The organism is Novosphingobium sp. (genome assembly GCF_041905565.1).
Lineage (GTDB): Bacteria > Pseudomonadota > Alphaproteobacteria > Sphingomonadales > Sphingomonadaceae > Novosphingobium.
Map to the genome: position 1 here is coordinate 29,192 of NZ_JAYRKX010000020.1, position 15,158 is coordinate 44,349.

The 15,158-nt window shown below is 66.5% G+C and carries 19 protein-coding genes; 11 read left to right on the plus strand and 8 right to left on the minus strand.

What is annotated here, in order from left to right; translation table 11 throughout:
- Positions 1 to 230: 230 nt before the first annotated feature.
- Both rpsT and mutM read right to left on the minus strand, forming a co-directional pair.
- Positions 231 to 491 (minus strand): 30S ribosomal protein S20, encoded by a 261-nt coding sequence (gene rpsT, locus ACE3N9_RS14385; protein WP_374284756.1) that lies wholly within the window; start codon positions 489 to 491, stop codon positions 231 to 233.
- Between the two features lie 135 nt (positions 492 to 626).
- On the minus strand, positions 627 to 1,442 hold the full coding sequence (gene mutM, locus ACE3N9_RS14390; protein ID WP_374284757.1) for a bifunctional DNA-formamidopyrimidine glycosylase/DNA-(apurinic or apyrimidinic site) lyase: 816 nt from the start codon (positions 1,440 to 1,442) through the stop codon (positions 627 to 629).
- 122 nt (positions 1,443 to 1,564) lie between these two features.
- On the opposite strand from mutM, the gene ACE3N9_RS14395 reads away from it, so the two are divergent.
- From ACE3N9_RS14395 to ACE3N9_RS14425, 7 genes are read left to right on the plus strand one after another with little or no spacing between them, the layout of a single operon-like run.
- The gene (locus tag ACE3N9_RS14395) at positions 1,565 to 2,086 is read left to right on the plus strand and encodes a DUF1993 family protein (protein ID WP_374284758.1); all 522 of its coding nucleotides are present in this window, start codon (positions 1,565 to 1,567) and stop codon (positions 2,084 to 2,086) included.
- 58 nt (positions 2,087 to 2,144) lie between these two features.
- Positions 2,145 to 2,876 carry a bifunctional demethylmenaquinone methyltransferase/2-methoxy-6-polyprenyl-1,4-benzoquinol methylase UbiE gene (ubiE, locus tag ACE3N9_RS14400; RefSeq protein ID WP_374284759.1) on the plus strand — a complete coding sequence of 244 codons (732 nt, stop codon included), beginning with the start codon at positions 2,145 to 2,147 and terminating at the stop codon, positions 2,874 to 2,876.
- 1 nt (position 2,877) lies between these two features.
- Positions 2,878 to 4,431: a 2-polyprenylphenol 6-hydroxylase gene (ubiB, locus tag ACE3N9_RS14405; RefSeq protein WP_374284760.1), complete on the plus strand. Its 1,554-nt coding sequence runs from the start codon at positions 2,878 to 2,880 to the stop codon at positions 4,429 to 4,431.
- Positions 4,432 to 4,435: 4 nt separating this feature from the next.
- On the plus strand, positions 4,436 to 4,714 hold the full coding sequence (locus tag ACE3N9_RS14410) for a hypothetical protein (RefSeq protein ID WP_374284761.1): 279 nt from the start codon (positions 4,436 to 4,438) through the stop codon (positions 4,712 to 4,714).
- Complete coding sequence (locus ACE3N9_RS14415) at positions 4,707 to 5,171, plus strand: low molecular weight protein-tyrosine-phosphatase (protein WP_374284762.1); 465 nt, start codon at positions 4,707 to 4,709, stop codon at positions 5,169 to 5,171. Before ACE3N9_RS14410 ends, ACE3N9_RS14415 begins: the two co-directional genes overlap by 8 nt.
- Entirely contained in the window at positions 5,168 to 5,638 is a 471-nt protein-coding gene (locus ACE3N9_RS14420; RefSeq protein ID WP_374284764.1) for a YbaK/EbsC family protein, read from the plus strand. Before ACE3N9_RS14415 ends, ACE3N9_RS14420 begins: the two co-directional genes overlap by 4 nt.
- Positions 5,635 to 6,375 (plus strand): alpha/beta hydrolase, encoded by a 741-nt coding sequence (locus ACE3N9_RS14425; protein ID WP_374284765.1) that lies wholly within the window; start codon positions 5,635 to 5,637, stop codon positions 6,373 to 6,375. The genes ACE3N9_RS14420 and ACE3N9_RS14425 overlap by 4 nt, the downstream gene beginning before the upstream one ends.
- Before the next feature lies 1 nt (position 6,376).
- On the opposite strand, the gene clpS is transcribed toward ACE3N9_RS14425, so the two are convergent.
- The 4 genes from clpS to ACE3N9_RS14445 all read right to left on the minus strand — a co-directional run bounded on the left by clpS (position 6,377) and on the right by ACE3N9_RS14445 (position 10,226).
- Positions 6,377 to 6,751, minus strand: a complete 375-nt coding sequence (clpS, locus tag ACE3N9_RS14430) for an ATP-dependent Clp protease adapter ClpS (RefSeq protein WP_374284767.1) — start codon at positions 6,749 to 6,751, stop codon at positions 6,377 to 6,379.
- A gap of 164 nt (positions 6,752 to 6,915) precedes the next feature.
- Complete coding sequence (locus tag ACE3N9_RS14435) at positions 6,916 to 7,626, minus strand: phasin family protein (RefSeq protein WP_374284769.1); 711 nt, start codon at positions 7,624 to 7,626, stop codon at positions 6,916 to 6,918.
- Positions 7,627 to 7,766: 140 nt separating this feature from the next.
- Positions 7,767 to 9,665: a PHA/PHB synthase family protein gene (locus ACE3N9_RS14440; protein ID WP_374284772.1), complete on the minus strand. Its 1,899-nt coding sequence runs from the start codon at positions 9,663 to 9,665 to the stop codon at positions 7,767 to 7,769.
- 84 nt (positions 9,666 to 9,749) lie between these two features.
- On the minus strand, positions 9,750 to 10,226 hold the full coding sequence (locus ACE3N9_RS14445; protein WP_374284774.1) for a hypothetical protein: 477 nt from the start codon (positions 10,224 to 10,226) through the stop codon (positions 9,750 to 9,752).
- Between the two features lie 127 nt (positions 10,227 to 10,353).
- Here ACE3N9_RS14445 and ACE3N9_RS14450 point away from each other — a divergent pair, with 127 nt between their 5' ends.
- The 4 genes from ACE3N9_RS14450 (at position 10,354) to ACE3N9_RS14465 (ending at position 13,801) form a co-directional block, all read left to right on the plus strand.
- Positions 10,354 to 10,878, plus strand: coding sequence for a DUF2306 domain-containing protein (locus tag ACE3N9_RS14450; RefSeq protein ID WP_374284775.1), 525 nt, complete (start codon positions 10,354 to 10,356; stop codon positions 10,876 to 10,878).
- Between the two features lie 47 nt (positions 10,879 to 10,925).
- Positions 10,926 to 12,125 carry an LL-diaminopimelate aminotransferase gene (locus tag ACE3N9_RS14455; RefSeq protein ID WP_374284776.1) on the plus strand — a complete coding sequence of 400 codons (1,200 nt, stop codon included), beginning with the start codon at positions 10,926 to 10,928 and terminating at the stop codon, positions 12,123 to 12,125.
- Positions 12,126 to 12,243: 118 nt separating this feature from the next.
- Entirely contained in the window at positions 12,244 to 12,999 is a 756-nt protein-coding gene (locus ACE3N9_RS14460; RefSeq protein WP_374284777.1) for a winged helix-turn-helix domain-containing protein, read from the plus strand.
- Positions 12,989 to 13,801 (plus strand): crotonase/enoyl-CoA hydratase family protein, encoded by an 813-nt coding sequence (locus ACE3N9_RS14465; RefSeq protein WP_374284778.1) that lies wholly within the window; start codon positions 12,989 to 12,991, stop codon positions 13,799 to 13,801. The genes ACE3N9_RS14460 and ACE3N9_RS14465 overlap by 11 nt, the downstream gene beginning before the upstream one ends.
- 12 nt (positions 13,802 to 13,813) lie before the next feature.
- On the opposite strand, the gene ACE3N9_RS14470 is transcribed toward ACE3N9_RS14465, so the two are convergent.
- Both ACE3N9_RS14470 and ACE3N9_RS14475 read right to left on the minus strand, forming a co-directional pair.
- A complete protein-coding gene (locus tag ACE3N9_RS14470) occupies positions 13,814 to 14,932 on the minus strand; it encodes an aminotransferase class V-fold PLP-dependent enzyme (RefSeq protein ID WP_374284780.1) in 1,119 nt (372 codons plus the stop codon).
- Positions 14,933 to 14,952: 20 nt separating this feature from the next.
- Positions 14,953 to 15,156 carry a formate dehydrogenase subunit delta gene (locus ACE3N9_RS14475; RefSeq protein WP_374284782.1) on the minus strand — a complete coding sequence of 68 codons (204 nt, stop codon included), beginning with the start codon at positions 15,154 to 15,156 and terminating at the stop codon, positions 14,953 to 14,955.
- Between the last annotated feature and the right edge of the window lie 2 nt (positions 15,157 to 15,158).

Genomic DNA, 15,158 nt, shown 5'->3' on the forward strand with positions numbered 1-15,158 from the left:
AATGCCCTTGACTCAAGGTGCTTGCGGAGAATCCCTCGATTATGACTAATCAGTTGTTAGTCATGGATTTTTTCCAAACACCCCGCACGAATCGTGCAATTCCACCGGGTTAGTGCGACGCAGCATTCCGGTTGCGCCGCACAACGGAAAAGGCCGGCGGGAGCCCCGCCGGCCTTGTTCGGATTTCGTTCTCCGAGAAAGCCCCTAGGGAGCCTTCCCCGATTCGCGAATCAGAGCGCGGAGACGCGCTTGGTCAGCCGCGACAGCTTGCGCGAGGCAGTGTTCTTGTGCAGCACGCCGCGCGCCACGCCGCGCGCCAGTTCGGGCTGCGCAGCCTTCAGCGCTTCAGCGGCCGCAGTCTTGTCGCCGCCAGCCAGGGCAGCTTCGACCTTCTTCACGAAAGTGCGGATACGGCCGAGACGGTTGCCGTTGATTTCGGCGCGGCGTTCATTGCGACGGATGCGCTTGCGGGCTTGCGGCGTATTGGCCATTTTCGTCCTTCGTTCGGCTGCGACGGCGCAGCCCTATCGGTTGAATCTCGTACAGATAGCGGAGAATCGACCGAGGCCGTCCCCGCAGGAAGCGCGGCCCTTACCCACGCCTGCCCGAATCGTCAAGCACTCGTGCTATTTCTGGCACCTCGCGCAGAACCAGGTGCTGCGCCCGCCTTGCGCCAATCGCTGGACCGGCGCCCCGCACACGCTGCACGGCTGCCCGGTCCGGTCATAGACATCGAACTGCTTCGAGAAGTAGCCGAGCTGGCCATCGGGCTGGGCATAGTCGCGCAGGGTCGATCCCCCTGCCTCGATCGCTTCGCCCAGCACGGCCTTGATCGCCGGCACCAGCCGCGCCAGCGCCGCCGTCGATACCCGCCCCGCGGCCTTGCGCGGATCGATCCCGGCGCGGAACAGCGCCTCGCAGACATAGATGTTGCCCAGCCCCGCGACGATCCGCTGATCCAGCAGCATCAGCTTGATCGCGGCGCTGCGTCCCGCCAGCGCGGACTTGAGATGCGCGGCGGTCAAAGCGTCGCCCAGCGGTTCGGGGCCCATCGCCGCGAACCGGGGCCAGGTTTCCAGCTCCGCACTATCAACCAGGTCGACCGAACCGAACCGGCGCGGGTCGCACAGCGACAGGCGGTGGCCGGCTTCGGTTTCCAGCACCAGATGGTCGTGCGCCCCCAGCTCCTCGGGCTCGATTCGCCAGCGCCCCGACATACCAAGGTGGAATACCATGGTCTGCCCGCGATCGAGATGGACCAGGCCATATTTGGCCCGCCGCCCCATGCCGCTGACCGTGGCGCCGGTCAGCACCTGGACCAGCCCATCGGGAAACGGCCGGCGCAAATCGGCGCGGCGCTGCTCGACCCGCGCGATCCGCGCGCCGTCCAGATAGCGCGCCAGGCCGCGCACGGTGGTTTCGACTTCGGGTAGCTCGGGCATGGCGATGGAGGTAGGGCGGCGCTTGCGGCTTGTCCATGTGGCAGCAGCGATAGTTTCGAATTGCAACCGAAATCGGCCGAAGCTAGCAAGGCGGCAAGCAACACATCCCCGGGAGAACCACCATGTCCGCCTACCAGTCCACTGTCCCCGCGTTCATCGCCATGCTGACCAACATGCGCACCTGGCTGGACAAGGCTGCCGCGCAAAAGAGCGAGGCCGAGTTGATCGAGGCCCGGCTGGCGCCGGACATGTTCCCGCTGGCCCGGCAATACCAGATCGCCTCGGACGCGGCCAAGGGCGCGGGCGCCCGGCTGACCGGGGCGGAAGCGCCCGCCATGCCCGATACCGAAGCCAGCTTTGCCGAACTCAAGGCGCGCTGCGACAAGACCATCGCCTATCTCCAGTCGATTGATCCGGCCGCTTACGATGCCGGGATCGGCCGCGAAGTGGTGATCACCTTCCCCAATGGCGCGGGCATGCGCTTTGATGGGCACACCTTCCTGACCGGGTTTGCCGTGCCCAACTTCTATTTCCACGCGATGGCCGCCTATTCGATCCTGCGCGCCCAGGGGGTGGAGATCGGCAAGCAGGATTTCCTCGCCCACCTGGCCCCCTGCATGTTCCCGCCGCCGGCCGCGAACTGATCCGCGCCGCGCACGGAATTGCTGGCACCTGCGCCCGCTTGCGGCTAAGGCGCGCGGCATGAGCGAACAGGTATCCTTCGGCTACGAACAGGTCTCTCCCGAGGAGAAGACCGAGCGCGTCGGCGCGGTCTTCTCCAGCGTGGCGAAGAAGTATGACGTGATGAACGACGCCATGTCGGTGGGCATGCACCGCCTGTGGAAGGACAAGTTCGTGCGGCGGGTGAAACCGCAGCCGGGCGAACAGATCCTCGACATGGCGGGCGGCACCGGCGACATCGCCTTCCGCATGGCGGCGAAGGGTGCACAGATCACCGTCAGCGACATCAACCAGGACATGCTGGACGTCGGCATCGAACGGGCGATGGAGCGCGGGCTCGACAGCCTGGTGTGGTCGCGCCAGAACGCCGAGGAGCTGAGCTTTCCCAGCCGGTTCTTCGATGCCTACACCATCGCTTTCGGCATCCGCAACGTCACCCGGATCGACCAGGCCCTGGCCGAAGCCTACCGTGTGCTCAAACACGGCGGGCGGTTCTATTGCCTGGAATTCTCGACCACCGAATGGCCCGGCTTCAAGGAAGTCTATGACTTCTATTCGCACCAGCTGGTGCCCAAGATCGGCCAGGCGATTGCCGGGGATGCCGAAAGCTATCGCTACCTGATCGAATCGATCCGCCGCTTTCCGACCATGCCGGAATTCGAAGCGATGATCCGCCAGGCCGGCTTCGTGAACACCCGGGTCGAACCGATCCTGGGCGGGCTGGTCGCGATCCATTCGGGGTGGAAGATCTGAAGTGACGCGTCCTCTGACGCATATCGTGCGGCTGCTGGGCTGGGGCCGCACCCTGGCGCGGCATGGTGCGCTGCGCGGGATCGAGCGCGATCCCAACACGCCGCCGCCGGTCCGCCGCCTGGCGCGCCTCGCCCGGTTCGGCACGTTCCAGCCGCGCCTGCCGGACTATGCCGGTGCCTTTCAGGACATCGGCCCGGCGGCGATCAAGCTGGGCCAGACGCTGGCTACCCGCCCCGACATCGTCGGCGATGAAGCCGCCGCCAACCTGCTGCTGCTGCAGGACAGCCTGCCGCCCGTGCCCTTCGCCGCGATCCGCCGCGAGATCGAGGCAAGCTTCGCCAAGCCGGTCGAGGCGCTGTTCGCGAGTGTCGAGGAAGTGCCGGTCGGCGCGGCCTCGATCGCGCAGGTCCACCGCGCGGTGACCACCGACGGCCGCACCGTCGCGGTGAAAGTGCTGCGTCCCGGCATCCGCGAAAAGTTCGCCCGCGACATCCAGACCTATGAATGGGCCGCGGCCCATCTCGAAGCGCTGGGCGGCGAGCCGGCGCGGCTCCGCCCCCGGCTGGTCATCGCCAATTTCAAACGCTGGACGCTGCGCGAGCTCGACCTGCGGCGCGAAGCGGCCTCCGCGTCCGAGTTGGCCGAAAAGATGCAGGCCGAAGCCGGTTACCGGGTGCCGGGGATCGACTGGGACCGGACGAACGGCCGGGTGATGACGGTCGACTGGATCGACGGGATCAAGATCAGCGAAACCGAAGCGTTGCGCGCTGCCGGGCACGATCTGTCCGCGCTGGCCCGGCGGCTGGTGCTGACTTTCCTGAAGCAGGCGATCAGCCTAGGCTATTTCCATGCCGATATGCACCAGGGCAACCTGTTCGTGCAGGCCGACGGAACCATCGCCGCGATCGATTTTGGCATCATGGGCCGGATCGACCGGCGGGCGCGGCTGTGGCTGGCGGAAATCCTCTATGGCCTGACCACCGGCAATTACCGCCGCGTCGCGGAAATCCATTTCGAGGCGCAATACGTCCCGAGCTATCATTCGGTCGATGAATTCGCGACCGCGCTGCGCGCCGTGGGCGAACCTACCCGCGGCCGCCCGGTGAGCGAACTGTCGGTCGGGCAGATGCTCGATTCGCTGTTCGCGATCACCCGCGAATTCGACATGCAGACCCAGCCGCACCTGCTGCTGCTGCAAAAGACCATGGTCATGGTCGAAGGGCTGGCCACCCAGCTCGACCCGCAGATCAACATGTGGGACGTCGCCTCGCCCTTCGTGCGCGACTGGATCCGGGACGAACTCGGCCCGGAAGCCGCGATTGCCGATCGGCTGCGCAAGGATGCCCAGACCCTGCTGGGCCTGCCTGACCTGGTGCGGCGGATCGAGGAAAAGTTCCCGCCCAAGGGCGGCGCGCCCGAGGCCCCGCCGCTGCCGGAAGTGGAACTGCTCTGGGAACGGCGGCAGCAGCAGCGCCAGGGCTGGGGCGGCTACCTGCTAGCCGCGCTGGCCGGGGGCGCCGCGCTGTGGGGCGCGCAGGCGCTGGGCTGGCTCTAGGCCGATGGACCTCGACACGCTGATCCAGCATTTCTTCGGCACCGAGGATCCGGCAGAGCTGACCGAAGCCGAATACGAGCGCGCGCTTGAACGCCTGAAGATCGCCTTCGGGGTGGAACGAGAGCCGGGCCGCAAGTTCGCACTGTGGACGCTGATGGACGCGCTGGGCATTGCCCCGCTGCCCGCCGATGCCTTCGCCAAGGAGCCGATGCTCAAGGCAGCGGCGGAAGACTATCTCAAGGCCGCGTTCCGGATGGAGCGGTATGGAGAGGACGATGCCTGACGGCGCGGTGCTGTTCGTCTGTCTTGGCAACATCTGTCGCTCCCCCATGGCCGAAGGCGCGCTGCGCGCCGAAGCGGCCCGTGCGGGCCTTGCGCTGCGGGTCGATTCGGCCGGGACTGCCGATTACCACGTCGGCGAAGCGCCCGATGCCCGCGCGGTCCGCACCGCGCAGCGGCACGGGGTGGACATTTCCGGCCTGCGTGGCCGCCAGGCCCGCGCGCAGGACTTTGACGACTTCACCCACATCTTCGCGCTCGATCACAACAACCTCAAGGGTTTGCAGCGCATTGCCCCGGCTGGGCACGGCGCGCACCTGGGCCTGCTGCTCGATCTGGTGCCGGGGCGCGAAGGACAAGCCGTGGCCGATCCATGGTATGGCGAGGAAGCCGGGTTCGAACAGACCTGGGCCGAAGTGACCGCCGCCGCCCGCGCCCTGGTGGAACGGTTGCGGCGATGAGCCAGGACAGCGTCCTTGCCTGGCTGGCTGTCCATGCGCCGGATCTCGCACTGATCGACCATGCGCGCAGCACCGCCACCGTGGCGGAAGCCGCCGAAGTGCTGGGGGTGGAGCCTGGCCGGATTGCCAAGACCCTGGCGTTCCGCGTGGGTGACCAGCCGCACCTGCTGATCGCGCGGGGCGACGCGCGGCTCGACAATGCGCGATGCAAGGCCGCGCTGGGCGGCCGCCCGCGGATGCTGGACCCGGACGAAACCCTGGCGCTGACCGGCCACGGCGTGGGCGGGGTCTGCCCGTTTGGCCTGGCCAACCCGGTGCCGATTGTCGCCGACCGCTCGCTGCTGGACTATCCCACGGTCTTTCCCGCCGCCGGATCGCGCACCAGTTCGATCGAGATCGAGCCGCTGCGCCTGGCCGCGCTGACCGGCGCGCAATGGGTCGAAATCTGCAAGCTGCCCGAAGGGTGAGACCGCTGCCGCTGGTCTATTTCCACGGCATGCCCGGCGGGCCGGGCGAATGGGCCGTGAACGCCCAGCCCGCCCTGCGCGAGAGTGCTTGGCTGGCTGACCGCAACGACCCGGCCGAAACGGTCGAGGCGATTGCGGCGCGGCTCGCTGCGGCCTTTCCGGGCGGCGTGCGCCTGATCGGTTTTTCGGCCGGGGCCTTTGCCGCGCTGCGCACTGCCGCACTGCTGGGCGATAAGGCCGCCGCGCTGGACCTGGTATCCCCGGCGGCGCCGTTGCAACTGGGCAACTTCCTGCCAGACATGGCCGGGGGGCCGATCTTCCGCATGGCGGCGCGGCAGCCCGGCCTGTTCGCCACGGTGGCACGCGCCCAGGGCTCGCTGGCGCGGCATTTCCCCGGCTTTTTGCTGGGGCGATTGCTGGCCACCGCTCAGGGCGGCGATGCCGAGCTGGCGCGCGATCCGGGTTTTCGTCAGAGGATGGCGGCAGTGCTGCGCGATGGCCTGGGCCGCGATTTCCGGGGCTTTGAAACCGAAGTTCTGGCCTATGTGGCCGACTGGCGCGATGTGCTGGGCCAGGTCAGCGGCGAAGTAACGATCTGGCAGGGCGACCGGGACAACTGGACCCCGCCAGCGATGGGCCGGGCACTGCTTGCGGCCATGCCGGGATCACGGCTGGAACTGCTGCCGGGCGCATCGCACTATTCGGCGTTGCGCGCCGCATTGGCGCGGATCGGCTAGGTCAGGCCTTTTCCAGCGTGCATTGCAGCGGGTGCTGGTTCTGCCGGGCATAGTCCATCACCTGGTTCACCTTGGTTTCGGCGATTTCGTAAGGGAAGATCCCGCAAACCCCCACGCCCTTCTGGTGAACATGCAGCATCACCCGCGTCGCCTGTTCCAGGTCCATGTGGAAGAAGCGCTTGAGACACATCACCACGAATTCCATCGGGGTGTAGTCGTCGTTCAGCATCAGCACCTTGAACTGGCTGGGTTTTTTCGGCTTGGCGCGGGTCTTGGTGGCGATGCCGACCTGGTTCTGCCCGCCGGAATCGCCCTCGCGCCCGCCATCCTCGGCAGCGCGGAACAGGTTGTCGGCAAGGTTCTGATCAAATGGCATCGGCGCAAAATATCGTATCGAGGGGTGATAAGACAAGCGTTTGCCTGACATGGGTTGCAAAAAGCCGAACGGGCCGGGCAGCCCTATGGCTACCCGGCCCGGATGGGGACCCGCGGGCCCGGCGTGGAGAGGAAGCGCCGGTTCCCGCGAGGAGCGGCCCGCCCTTAGGCGGCCTGCTTGACCTTTTCGACAGCCAGGCTGACGCGGGTCGAAACCGGCGCGAACGCTTCGTTCGCCAGCTTGACCATGGCTTCCGAATGCTTCGAACCCGACGCAACAGCGGCATCGAAGTTGCGACGCAGGATTTCGCCCTGCAGCTTGAAGAAGTCAGCCGGGCTCTTCACCGTGGCCAGTTCTTTGACGTCGGCCTGGACGGTTTCGATGGCGGTCTTGGCTTCGGCGACATAGTCCTTGCCGAGCGACTGCAGGCCGGCGGCCAGCACCTTGCCCGATTCGACCAGCGCTTCGATGTTGCCCTTGTTGAATTCGCCGGCATCGGCGAACAGGGCAGTGCCCTTTTCATAGACGGCCTTGGCGCGGTCCTGCGCTTCGGTGAAGGCTTCCTTCGCCTTGGCGGTGAAATCTTCGGCGACGTTCTGGGTCTTGGCCATGATGGTGTCCTTGATCTGCGAGATGGGGGTGGTCTTGGCCGCTGCCTGCTTGGCGGCGGGCTTCACGCTCTTCTTGACAGCGGGCTTCTTCGTCGCAGGCTTCGCAGCCTTGGGCGCAGCAGCACGCTTGGCGGCGACCACGGCCTTCTTCGCCGGCGCAGCCTTTTGCTTGACGGGGGTCAGGTCAGCCTGCGCCGCAGCGGTCTGTTCCGCCACGACTTCGGCCAGCGCCTGATCCATCTTCGTTTCGGTGGCTTCAGCCATCGCACGTTCCTTCGCACGATCCGCACCGACCATCGGCACGGTTCATGTTGCAGTGCACAAAATAGATATTGCGCGTGCGAAGTCAAGGCAATTTTGTGCAGTGCAACATAAGCCGCACACTACACATGTTTTTCAAAGTTTTACCGCGATTTGACGTAAGTCCCCGGGGCGTCTTCCAGCACGGTATCGCCCTTGCCCCCAGGCACCCGCTTGCCCTTGACCGGCACTTCGGCCTGGTCCTGCCGGCGCAGCCAGCCCAGCCAGTGCGGCCACCAGCTGCCCGGCGTTTCGGTCGCGCCCTGGACAAAGTCATCGAACGTTTCGGCCGGACCTTCGTTGGTCCAGTACTGGTATTTCCTGGCGCTGGGCGGGTTGACCACCCCAGCGATGTGGCCCGATCCGGCCAGCAGGAAAGTCCACGGCCCGCGCAGGTGCCGGGTCAGGCGCCACACGCTGGCGGCGGGCGCAATGTGATCCTCGCGCCCGGCCTGGACATAGGCCGGGGTCTCGATCCGCGTCAGGTCGATCGGAGTGCCATCGGCACTGAGCGCATCGGGCACCACCAGCTTGTTGTCGCGGTAGAGGTCCTTGAGATACGACATATGCCACTTGGCCGGCAGGTTGGTGACATCGCCGTTCCAGTGCAGCAAGTCGAACGCGGGGTAATCCTCACCCAGCAGGTAATTCTTGACCACGTAGTTCCAGATCAGATCGTTACCGCGCAGCAGGTTGAAGGTTGCCGCCATGTAGCGCCCGTCAAGATACCCGGTCTGCGCCGACAGCTTGGTCAGGGCGTCAAGCTGCTGATCGTCGATGAAAACCTTGAGTTCGCCCGACTTTTCGAAATCGATCTGAGCGGTGAAGAAGGTCGCGCTCTTGACCTTGTCGGCCTCGCCCCGCCGGGCCAGCACCGCCAGGGTGGCGGCCAGCGTGGTCCCGGCCACGCAATAGCCGATCGTGTGGACGCTCTTCACCCCCAGCCGCTCGCGCACTGTGTCGATCGCGTCGATCTGGGCGCGGATGTAATCGTCCCAGACCACGTCCTTCATGCTTTCGTCGGCCGATTTCCAGGACACGACAAATACGGTGATACCCTGTTCCACCGCCCAGCGGATGAAGCTTTTTTCCGGGCTGAGATCGAGGATGTAGAAGCGGTTGATCCACGGCGGGAAGATCACCAGCGGCACTTCCAGCACGCTTTCGGTGGTCGGGCTGTATTGCACCAGCTGATACAGCGGCGTCTGCTTGATCACCTTGCCGGGGGTCGACGCGATGTTCTCGCCCAGGCGGAAGGCCGCGGGATCGACGTGGGTCAGCTGCCCGCGCCGCATGTCGGCCAGAAGGTGCTCCATCCCCTTGACCAGGTTTTCGCCGCGCGTCGCCATGGTCTTTTCCACCACCAGCGGGTTGGTCATCGGGAAATGCGCGGGGCTCAGCGCCTCGACCAGGGTGCGGGCGGCGAACTTGAGCTGTTCGGTCCGGGCCGGATCGCCGGTTTCGGCATTTTCCGCCATGGCCATGATCTGTTCGGCCAGCAGCAGGTAAGTCTGGTGAACCAGCGCATAGAACGGTTGGTCGCGCCACTTGGGATCGGCGAAGCGGCGGTCCTTGCGTGGCAGTTCCACCCCGCCCGCGCCCTTTTCATGCGCGCGCGGGCCGATGCCGTACTGGCCCAGCACCCCTTCCCACAGCGCCATGCTTTCATCCCACATGCGCTTCTGCGTTTCGGGCGAGGACAGCGGCAGCGCTTTGAGCCAGCCCTGCATGATCCCGGCGAAATTGCCCGGATCGGCCAGCAGCAGCGAAGGCAGCTTGCCCGCCGCCTGGCTCGCCTGTTCGCGCTGGAAATCCAGCCACAGCGTTTGCAGGCGCTGGGCTACGCTGGCCCACTGGGCCAGGTCACCCACGGCCTCGTCCTCACCCGCGGCGGCAGTGGCCGGGGCAAGCTGACCGAACATCTGCTGCGCCAGTTCCGCCTGTTGCTGGAACAGGCCAGTGAACATTCCGGCAAGATCGGCAGGATTGGACTTGTCAGTCATGCAGGACTCCGTTCCGGCAAGCGCTTAGCGCCGGCATATTGCAGATTCGGGTCCTCTCATCCCCTGACCCAACGTCTAGCGCGATCAGCGGGCCTTGCAAACCGCCTTGCCCTTGGGCGCATAGATCGTGTGGAAGCTGGGCATGTTGTCGGACCGTTCCCCGAAATCGTATCCCTTGCCAAGGTAGAGCTCGAGCTGCTTGCCGCCCTGGTCCTGTTCGTAATCGAAGTAATAGATCACCACGTTCTTCCGGTCCTTGCCCCACTTGCCGTGGCCGCGCAGGGCATCGTCGGCATTGGCGCGCTTGGCCAGGAACCGGAACAGCACCGGGCCGCACTGGCCATTGGCGCCAACGCTGACTCCGCAGAAATCGTTGCCGCAGGGCGCAATGTCGACCGTGCGATAGTCACGCCCGCGAGCGGAAAAGGTTCTGTCGCCGTCGCTGGAAACCCAGCGCCCGTAATAGGGGCTGGTCGCGGCAGGACCGGCCTGGGCGGCACTGCCGATCAGGGCGGCGGCGGCAATCGACATCACGGCCAGGCGGTGGGATAAGGACTTCATGTCTTCCTCCAGTTCAGGGCCGACACCGGGTAGCGCGATTCCTGCGCGGCTGTTACGCGGCGCGATCCTAGCAGCATTGGCGGCCTTTGTAATAGTCACTGCATACAAGGCGTTGCGCGCGCCATTGGTGATCGACGAGTTTCCCGAGGAACTGCTGATCAAGGCCGAATTGTTGCCGGTGATCTTCCCGGTCCACATGGTGACCGGCGGGCTGGCCCTGCTGCTGGTCCCCGCCGCGCTGTTGCTGAGCGGGCACCCGCGCTGGCACCGCCCGGTGGCGCGACTGGCGGCGCTGGACGTGCTGCTGGCAGGGCTGACCGCCTTTCCGGTGGCCCTGATCGAGCCGGTGACCCTGGGATCGGCGCTGGGCTTTACCGCGCAGGGCGCGGTCTGGCTGGTACTGCTGGCGCTGGGCATCTGGCACATCCGCCATGGCCGGCGCGAGGCACACCGCGCCTGCATGTTGCTGATGACCGCGGCGACCAGCGGAGCAATCTTCTTCCGGGTCTACCTGGCGCTGTTCGCGATCTATGGCTCGTACCGGTTCTATCCGCAGTTCTACGCCGTCGATGCCTGGCTGGCCTGGGGCCTGCCGACGCTGCTGACCGCGCTGTTCCTGCAACGCACTGGTGGCTTTCCGCGCAAAGCCTGATAAGGACCGGCCAGCGCCGCATGAGGCGCGCAATCTGGAAAGGTCCAATGTCCGAGGAATTCTACCGCATCAAGCGACTGCCGCCCTATGTCATCGCCGAAGTCAACGGCATGCGGGCAGCAGCACGAGCGGCAGGCAAGGACATCATCGACCTGGGCATGGGCAATCCCGACCTGCCCCCGCCTAGCCACGTGATCGACAAGCTGTGCGAAGTGGCGCAAAAGCCTGATGCCCATGGCTATTCGGCCTCGTCGGGCATCCCCGGCATCCGCAAGGCCCAGGCCAACTATTACGGCCGCCGGTTCGGGGTCGACCTCGATCCCGAGACCGAAGTGGTGATGACCATGGGCTCGAAGGAAGGGCTGGCCAGCCTGGCAACCGCGATCACCGCGCCGGGCGACGTGGTGCTGGCCCCCAACCCCAGCTACCCGATCCACACTTTCGGCTTCATCATCGCCGGCGCGACGATCCGTTCGGTCCCGACCACGCCGGACGAAGCCTATTTCGCCGCGCTGGACCGGGCCATGGCCTTCACCGTGCCGCGCCCGTCGATCCTGATCGTCAACTATCCGTCGAACCCGACCGCTGAAACGGTCGACCTGGCGTTCTATGAACGGCTGGTTGCCTGGGCGAAGGAAAACAAGGTCTGGGTGCTGTCCGACCTCGCCTATTCCGAACTCTATTTCGATGGCAACCCGACCCCTTCGATCCTGCAGGTGCCGGGGGCCAAGGATGTCGCGGTGGAATTCACCTCGATGTCCAAGACCTTCTCGATGGCCGGCTGGCGGGTCGGCTTCGCGGTCGGCAACCAGCGGCTGATCGCCGCATTGAAGCGGGTCAAGAGCTACCTTGATTATGGCGCCTTCACGCCGATCCAGGCGGCGGCCTGCGCTGCGCTCAACGGTCCGCAGGACATCGTCGAGAAGAACCGCGAGCTCTACCAGAAGCGCCGCGACGTGCTGGTGGAAAGCTTCGGCCGCGCCGGGTGGGACATTCCCAGCCCCAAGGCCTCGATGTTCGCCTGGGCGCCGCTGCCCCCGGCGCTCAAGGAAATGGGCAGCCTGGAATTTTCCAAGCAGCTGCTGACCCACGCCGAAGTCGCGGTCGCCCCCGGCGTCGGCTACGGCGAGGAAGGCGAAGGCTATGTCCGCATCGCCATGGTCGAGAACGAGCAGCGCCTGCGCCAGGCCGCCCGCAACGTGAAGCGTTACCTCGCCAGCATGGGGGTCAACAGCTCGGCCGCCTAGGCCGGACGGTGACCGGGATCACAGCGCCAACCGCCTCGCCGTGGCAGCAACTCTGCTTGCACCGTTCGGGAAACTGTGCAGCCTGTTGATCCAACTGTGAAAAGTGCAAGGGGGCACGTTGCGGCGGTTTGAATGGTTGGCGGCGGGGCCGATCCCCGCTGCCTGGGACCTGCGCCGGCTGGGCTGGCGGCTGACCGAGCGGGTCCGCACCGCGGGCGACGATGAACTGCACCCCCTGCTGGCCATGCCCCACGGCCTGGCCTTTGCCGAATGGCTGGCCCTGACCGGGGCCGCCCCGCGCCGCCGCGCGCGCATCCTGATGCTGGGCGTCGGCTGCAGCGAGGAGCGCGCGCGGCTGCTGCGACTGGGCTTTGGCGATGCCCTGCCGCCCGGCGCCCAGCTTGAGGAGGTCGAGGCGCGCGCGCTGCAACGGATCGAGCGCGCCGGAGCGCTGCCGCGCCACCGCCAGCTCGGGGCGCTGCGGCTCGACCTGCTGGCGCGCGACGGGATGCTGGCGGGGCGCGGGCTGGCGCTGCACCCGCGCGAATTCGCGCTGCTGTGGCGGCTGAGCGACGAGCCGGGCACCCCGGTCAGCGCCGAAGTGCTGCTGCGCGACGTGTGGCGCCTGTCGTTCCGGCCGGAAACCAACAGCCTGGCGGTGCACATCAGCCGCCTGCGCGCCAAGCTGCGCGTCGCGGGGCTGGACGGGCTGATCGAAACCTTGCCCGACGGGGCCTACCGCCTGGCCCAGCCCGGCGCGCTGCCCTTGCCCCCGGCCAGTGGCAAATTGGCGCTGGACGGTTACCTGCGTTTGGGCGAGGAAAGCGGCGAAGCAATGCATCAGCAGGGAGCAGGAACCGATCATGCGGTATGAGATGAAGCCGGCCGGCCGCGTCGAAATCACGATGGAGGACAACGGCGTTGCCCAGGTGCGGTTGATCCGCGCCGACAAGATGAACGCGCTCGATCCCGACATGTTCGCCGCTTTGCTCGATGCGGGCCGCGCGCTGCACGAAATGCGCGGGCTGCGCTGCGTGGTGCTGGCGGGCGAAGGGCGCAGCTTCTGCGCCGGGCTCGACATGGGCAGCATGGCCAACACCGCCCGGCATGACCGCGTGCCGCTGACCGACCGGACCCACGGCAATTCCAACCATGCCCAGCAGGTGGCGATGCAGTGGCGCAAGCTGCCGGTCCCGGTGATCGCGGCGGTCCACGGCGTCTGCTTTGGCGGCGGGCTGCAAGTGGCGAGCGGCGCGGACATCCGCGTGGTCGATCCGACCGCGCGCATGGCGGTGATGGAAATGAAGTGGGGGCTGGTGCCCGACATGGCCGGCTATGCCCTGTGGCGCGGCACGGTGCGCGACGACATGCTGCGCGAGTTGACCTATACCAACCGCGAATTCACCGGTAGCCAGGCCCTCGAATACGGCTTCGCCACGATCGTCGATGCCAATCCGGTCGCCCGCGCCACCGCGATTGCCGCCGAAATCGCCAACCGCAACCCACAGGCCCAGCGCGCCGCCAAGCGCCTGTTCAACGCCTATCTCCACGCCTCGGTCGAGGAAATCCTGATGGCCGAAAGCGTCGAGCAGCAGGCCCTGATCGGCTCGAAGAACCAGGTCGAGGCGGTGATGAGCCAGATGGAAAAGCGCCCCGCGACTTTCGTCGATCCCTGAGCGGGCGCGGGGTCAGAACACCTGGGCGAAGGCCGCGTCCAGCCGCTTGAGGCTGGCCGGCACGTCGAGCAGCTTGTCGAGCCCGAACAGCCCGATGCGGAAGCTCTTGTAGTCCGGCCCTTCGTCGATCATCAGCGGCACCCCGGCGGCAACTTGCAGGCCCAGCGCGGCAAACTTCTTGCCGTTCTGGATTTCGGGATCGTCGGTAAAGCTGACCACCACGCCCGGCGCGGTGAACCCTTCGGCTGCAACTGAACGCACCCCGCGCGCCGCCAGCATGGCGCGCACGGCATTGCCCTGTTCCCACTGCGCGGCGCGCAGCGTTTCGAACCCGGCGGCGCGGGTGTCATGCATCGCGCGGTGGAAGGCGCGCAGGGCGTCGGTCGGCATGGTCGCGTGATAAGCGTGGCCGCCGTTCAGGTAGGCTTCCATGATCGTCAGCCACTTGCCAAGGTCCATCGCAAAGCAGGTGGACTGCGCGGCGCGCACCCGTTCCAGCGCTGCATCGTTCAGCATGACAAGGCCGGCGCAGGGCTGCGACGACCAGCCCTTTTGCGGGGCGGACAGCAGAACATCGACGCCGGTAGCGGCCATGTCGACCCAGACGCAGCCCGAGGCGATGCAATCGAGCACGAACAGCCCGCCGTGCTCGTGCACCGCATCGGCAATCGCGCGCAGGTAAGCGTCGGGCAGGATCATGCCGGACGCCGTTTCGACATGCGGGGCAAAGACCACGTCGGGCCGGTCCGCACGGATCCGTTCCACCGCCTGGTCCAGCGGGAACGGCGCGAAGGAACCATCCGCCTGCCGCTGCGCCTTCAGCACGATCTCGTCCGCAGGGATGCGGCCCATCTCGAAGATCTGGCTCCAGCGGTAGGAAAAGAACCCGTTGCGGATCACCAGCGCCTTCTTGCCGGTGGCCAGTTGGCGCGCGACCGCTTCCATGCCGTAAGTCCCGCCTCCCGGCACCACCACGGCGCGCGCCGCGCCATAGACTTCGCACAGCCCGGCGTGAATCTCGCGCATCACCTGCTGGAAGGCCAGGCTCATGTGGTTGAGCGAACGGTCGGTGAAGACCACCGAATATTCGAGCAGGCCGGTGGGATCGATCTCGGGACGCAGGCCGGGCATGGGGTGATCCTTGTGTAAATTCAGCCGCGCGATAGCCGCTCCACCGCGGCGCGGGCAATGGGCGAGAGCGCCGCGTGGTCATCGGCCAGGATCGCGGCTTTCATGCGCGGATCCCAGAAGTCGCGGATGTGCTGGCACGTTCCCTCGATCGCCGCTGCCTCGCCCTGGGGGGCAAGGTTGCGGGCGATCTGGTCGGCCATGTAGCGCAGGCGGTTGATGTCCATCG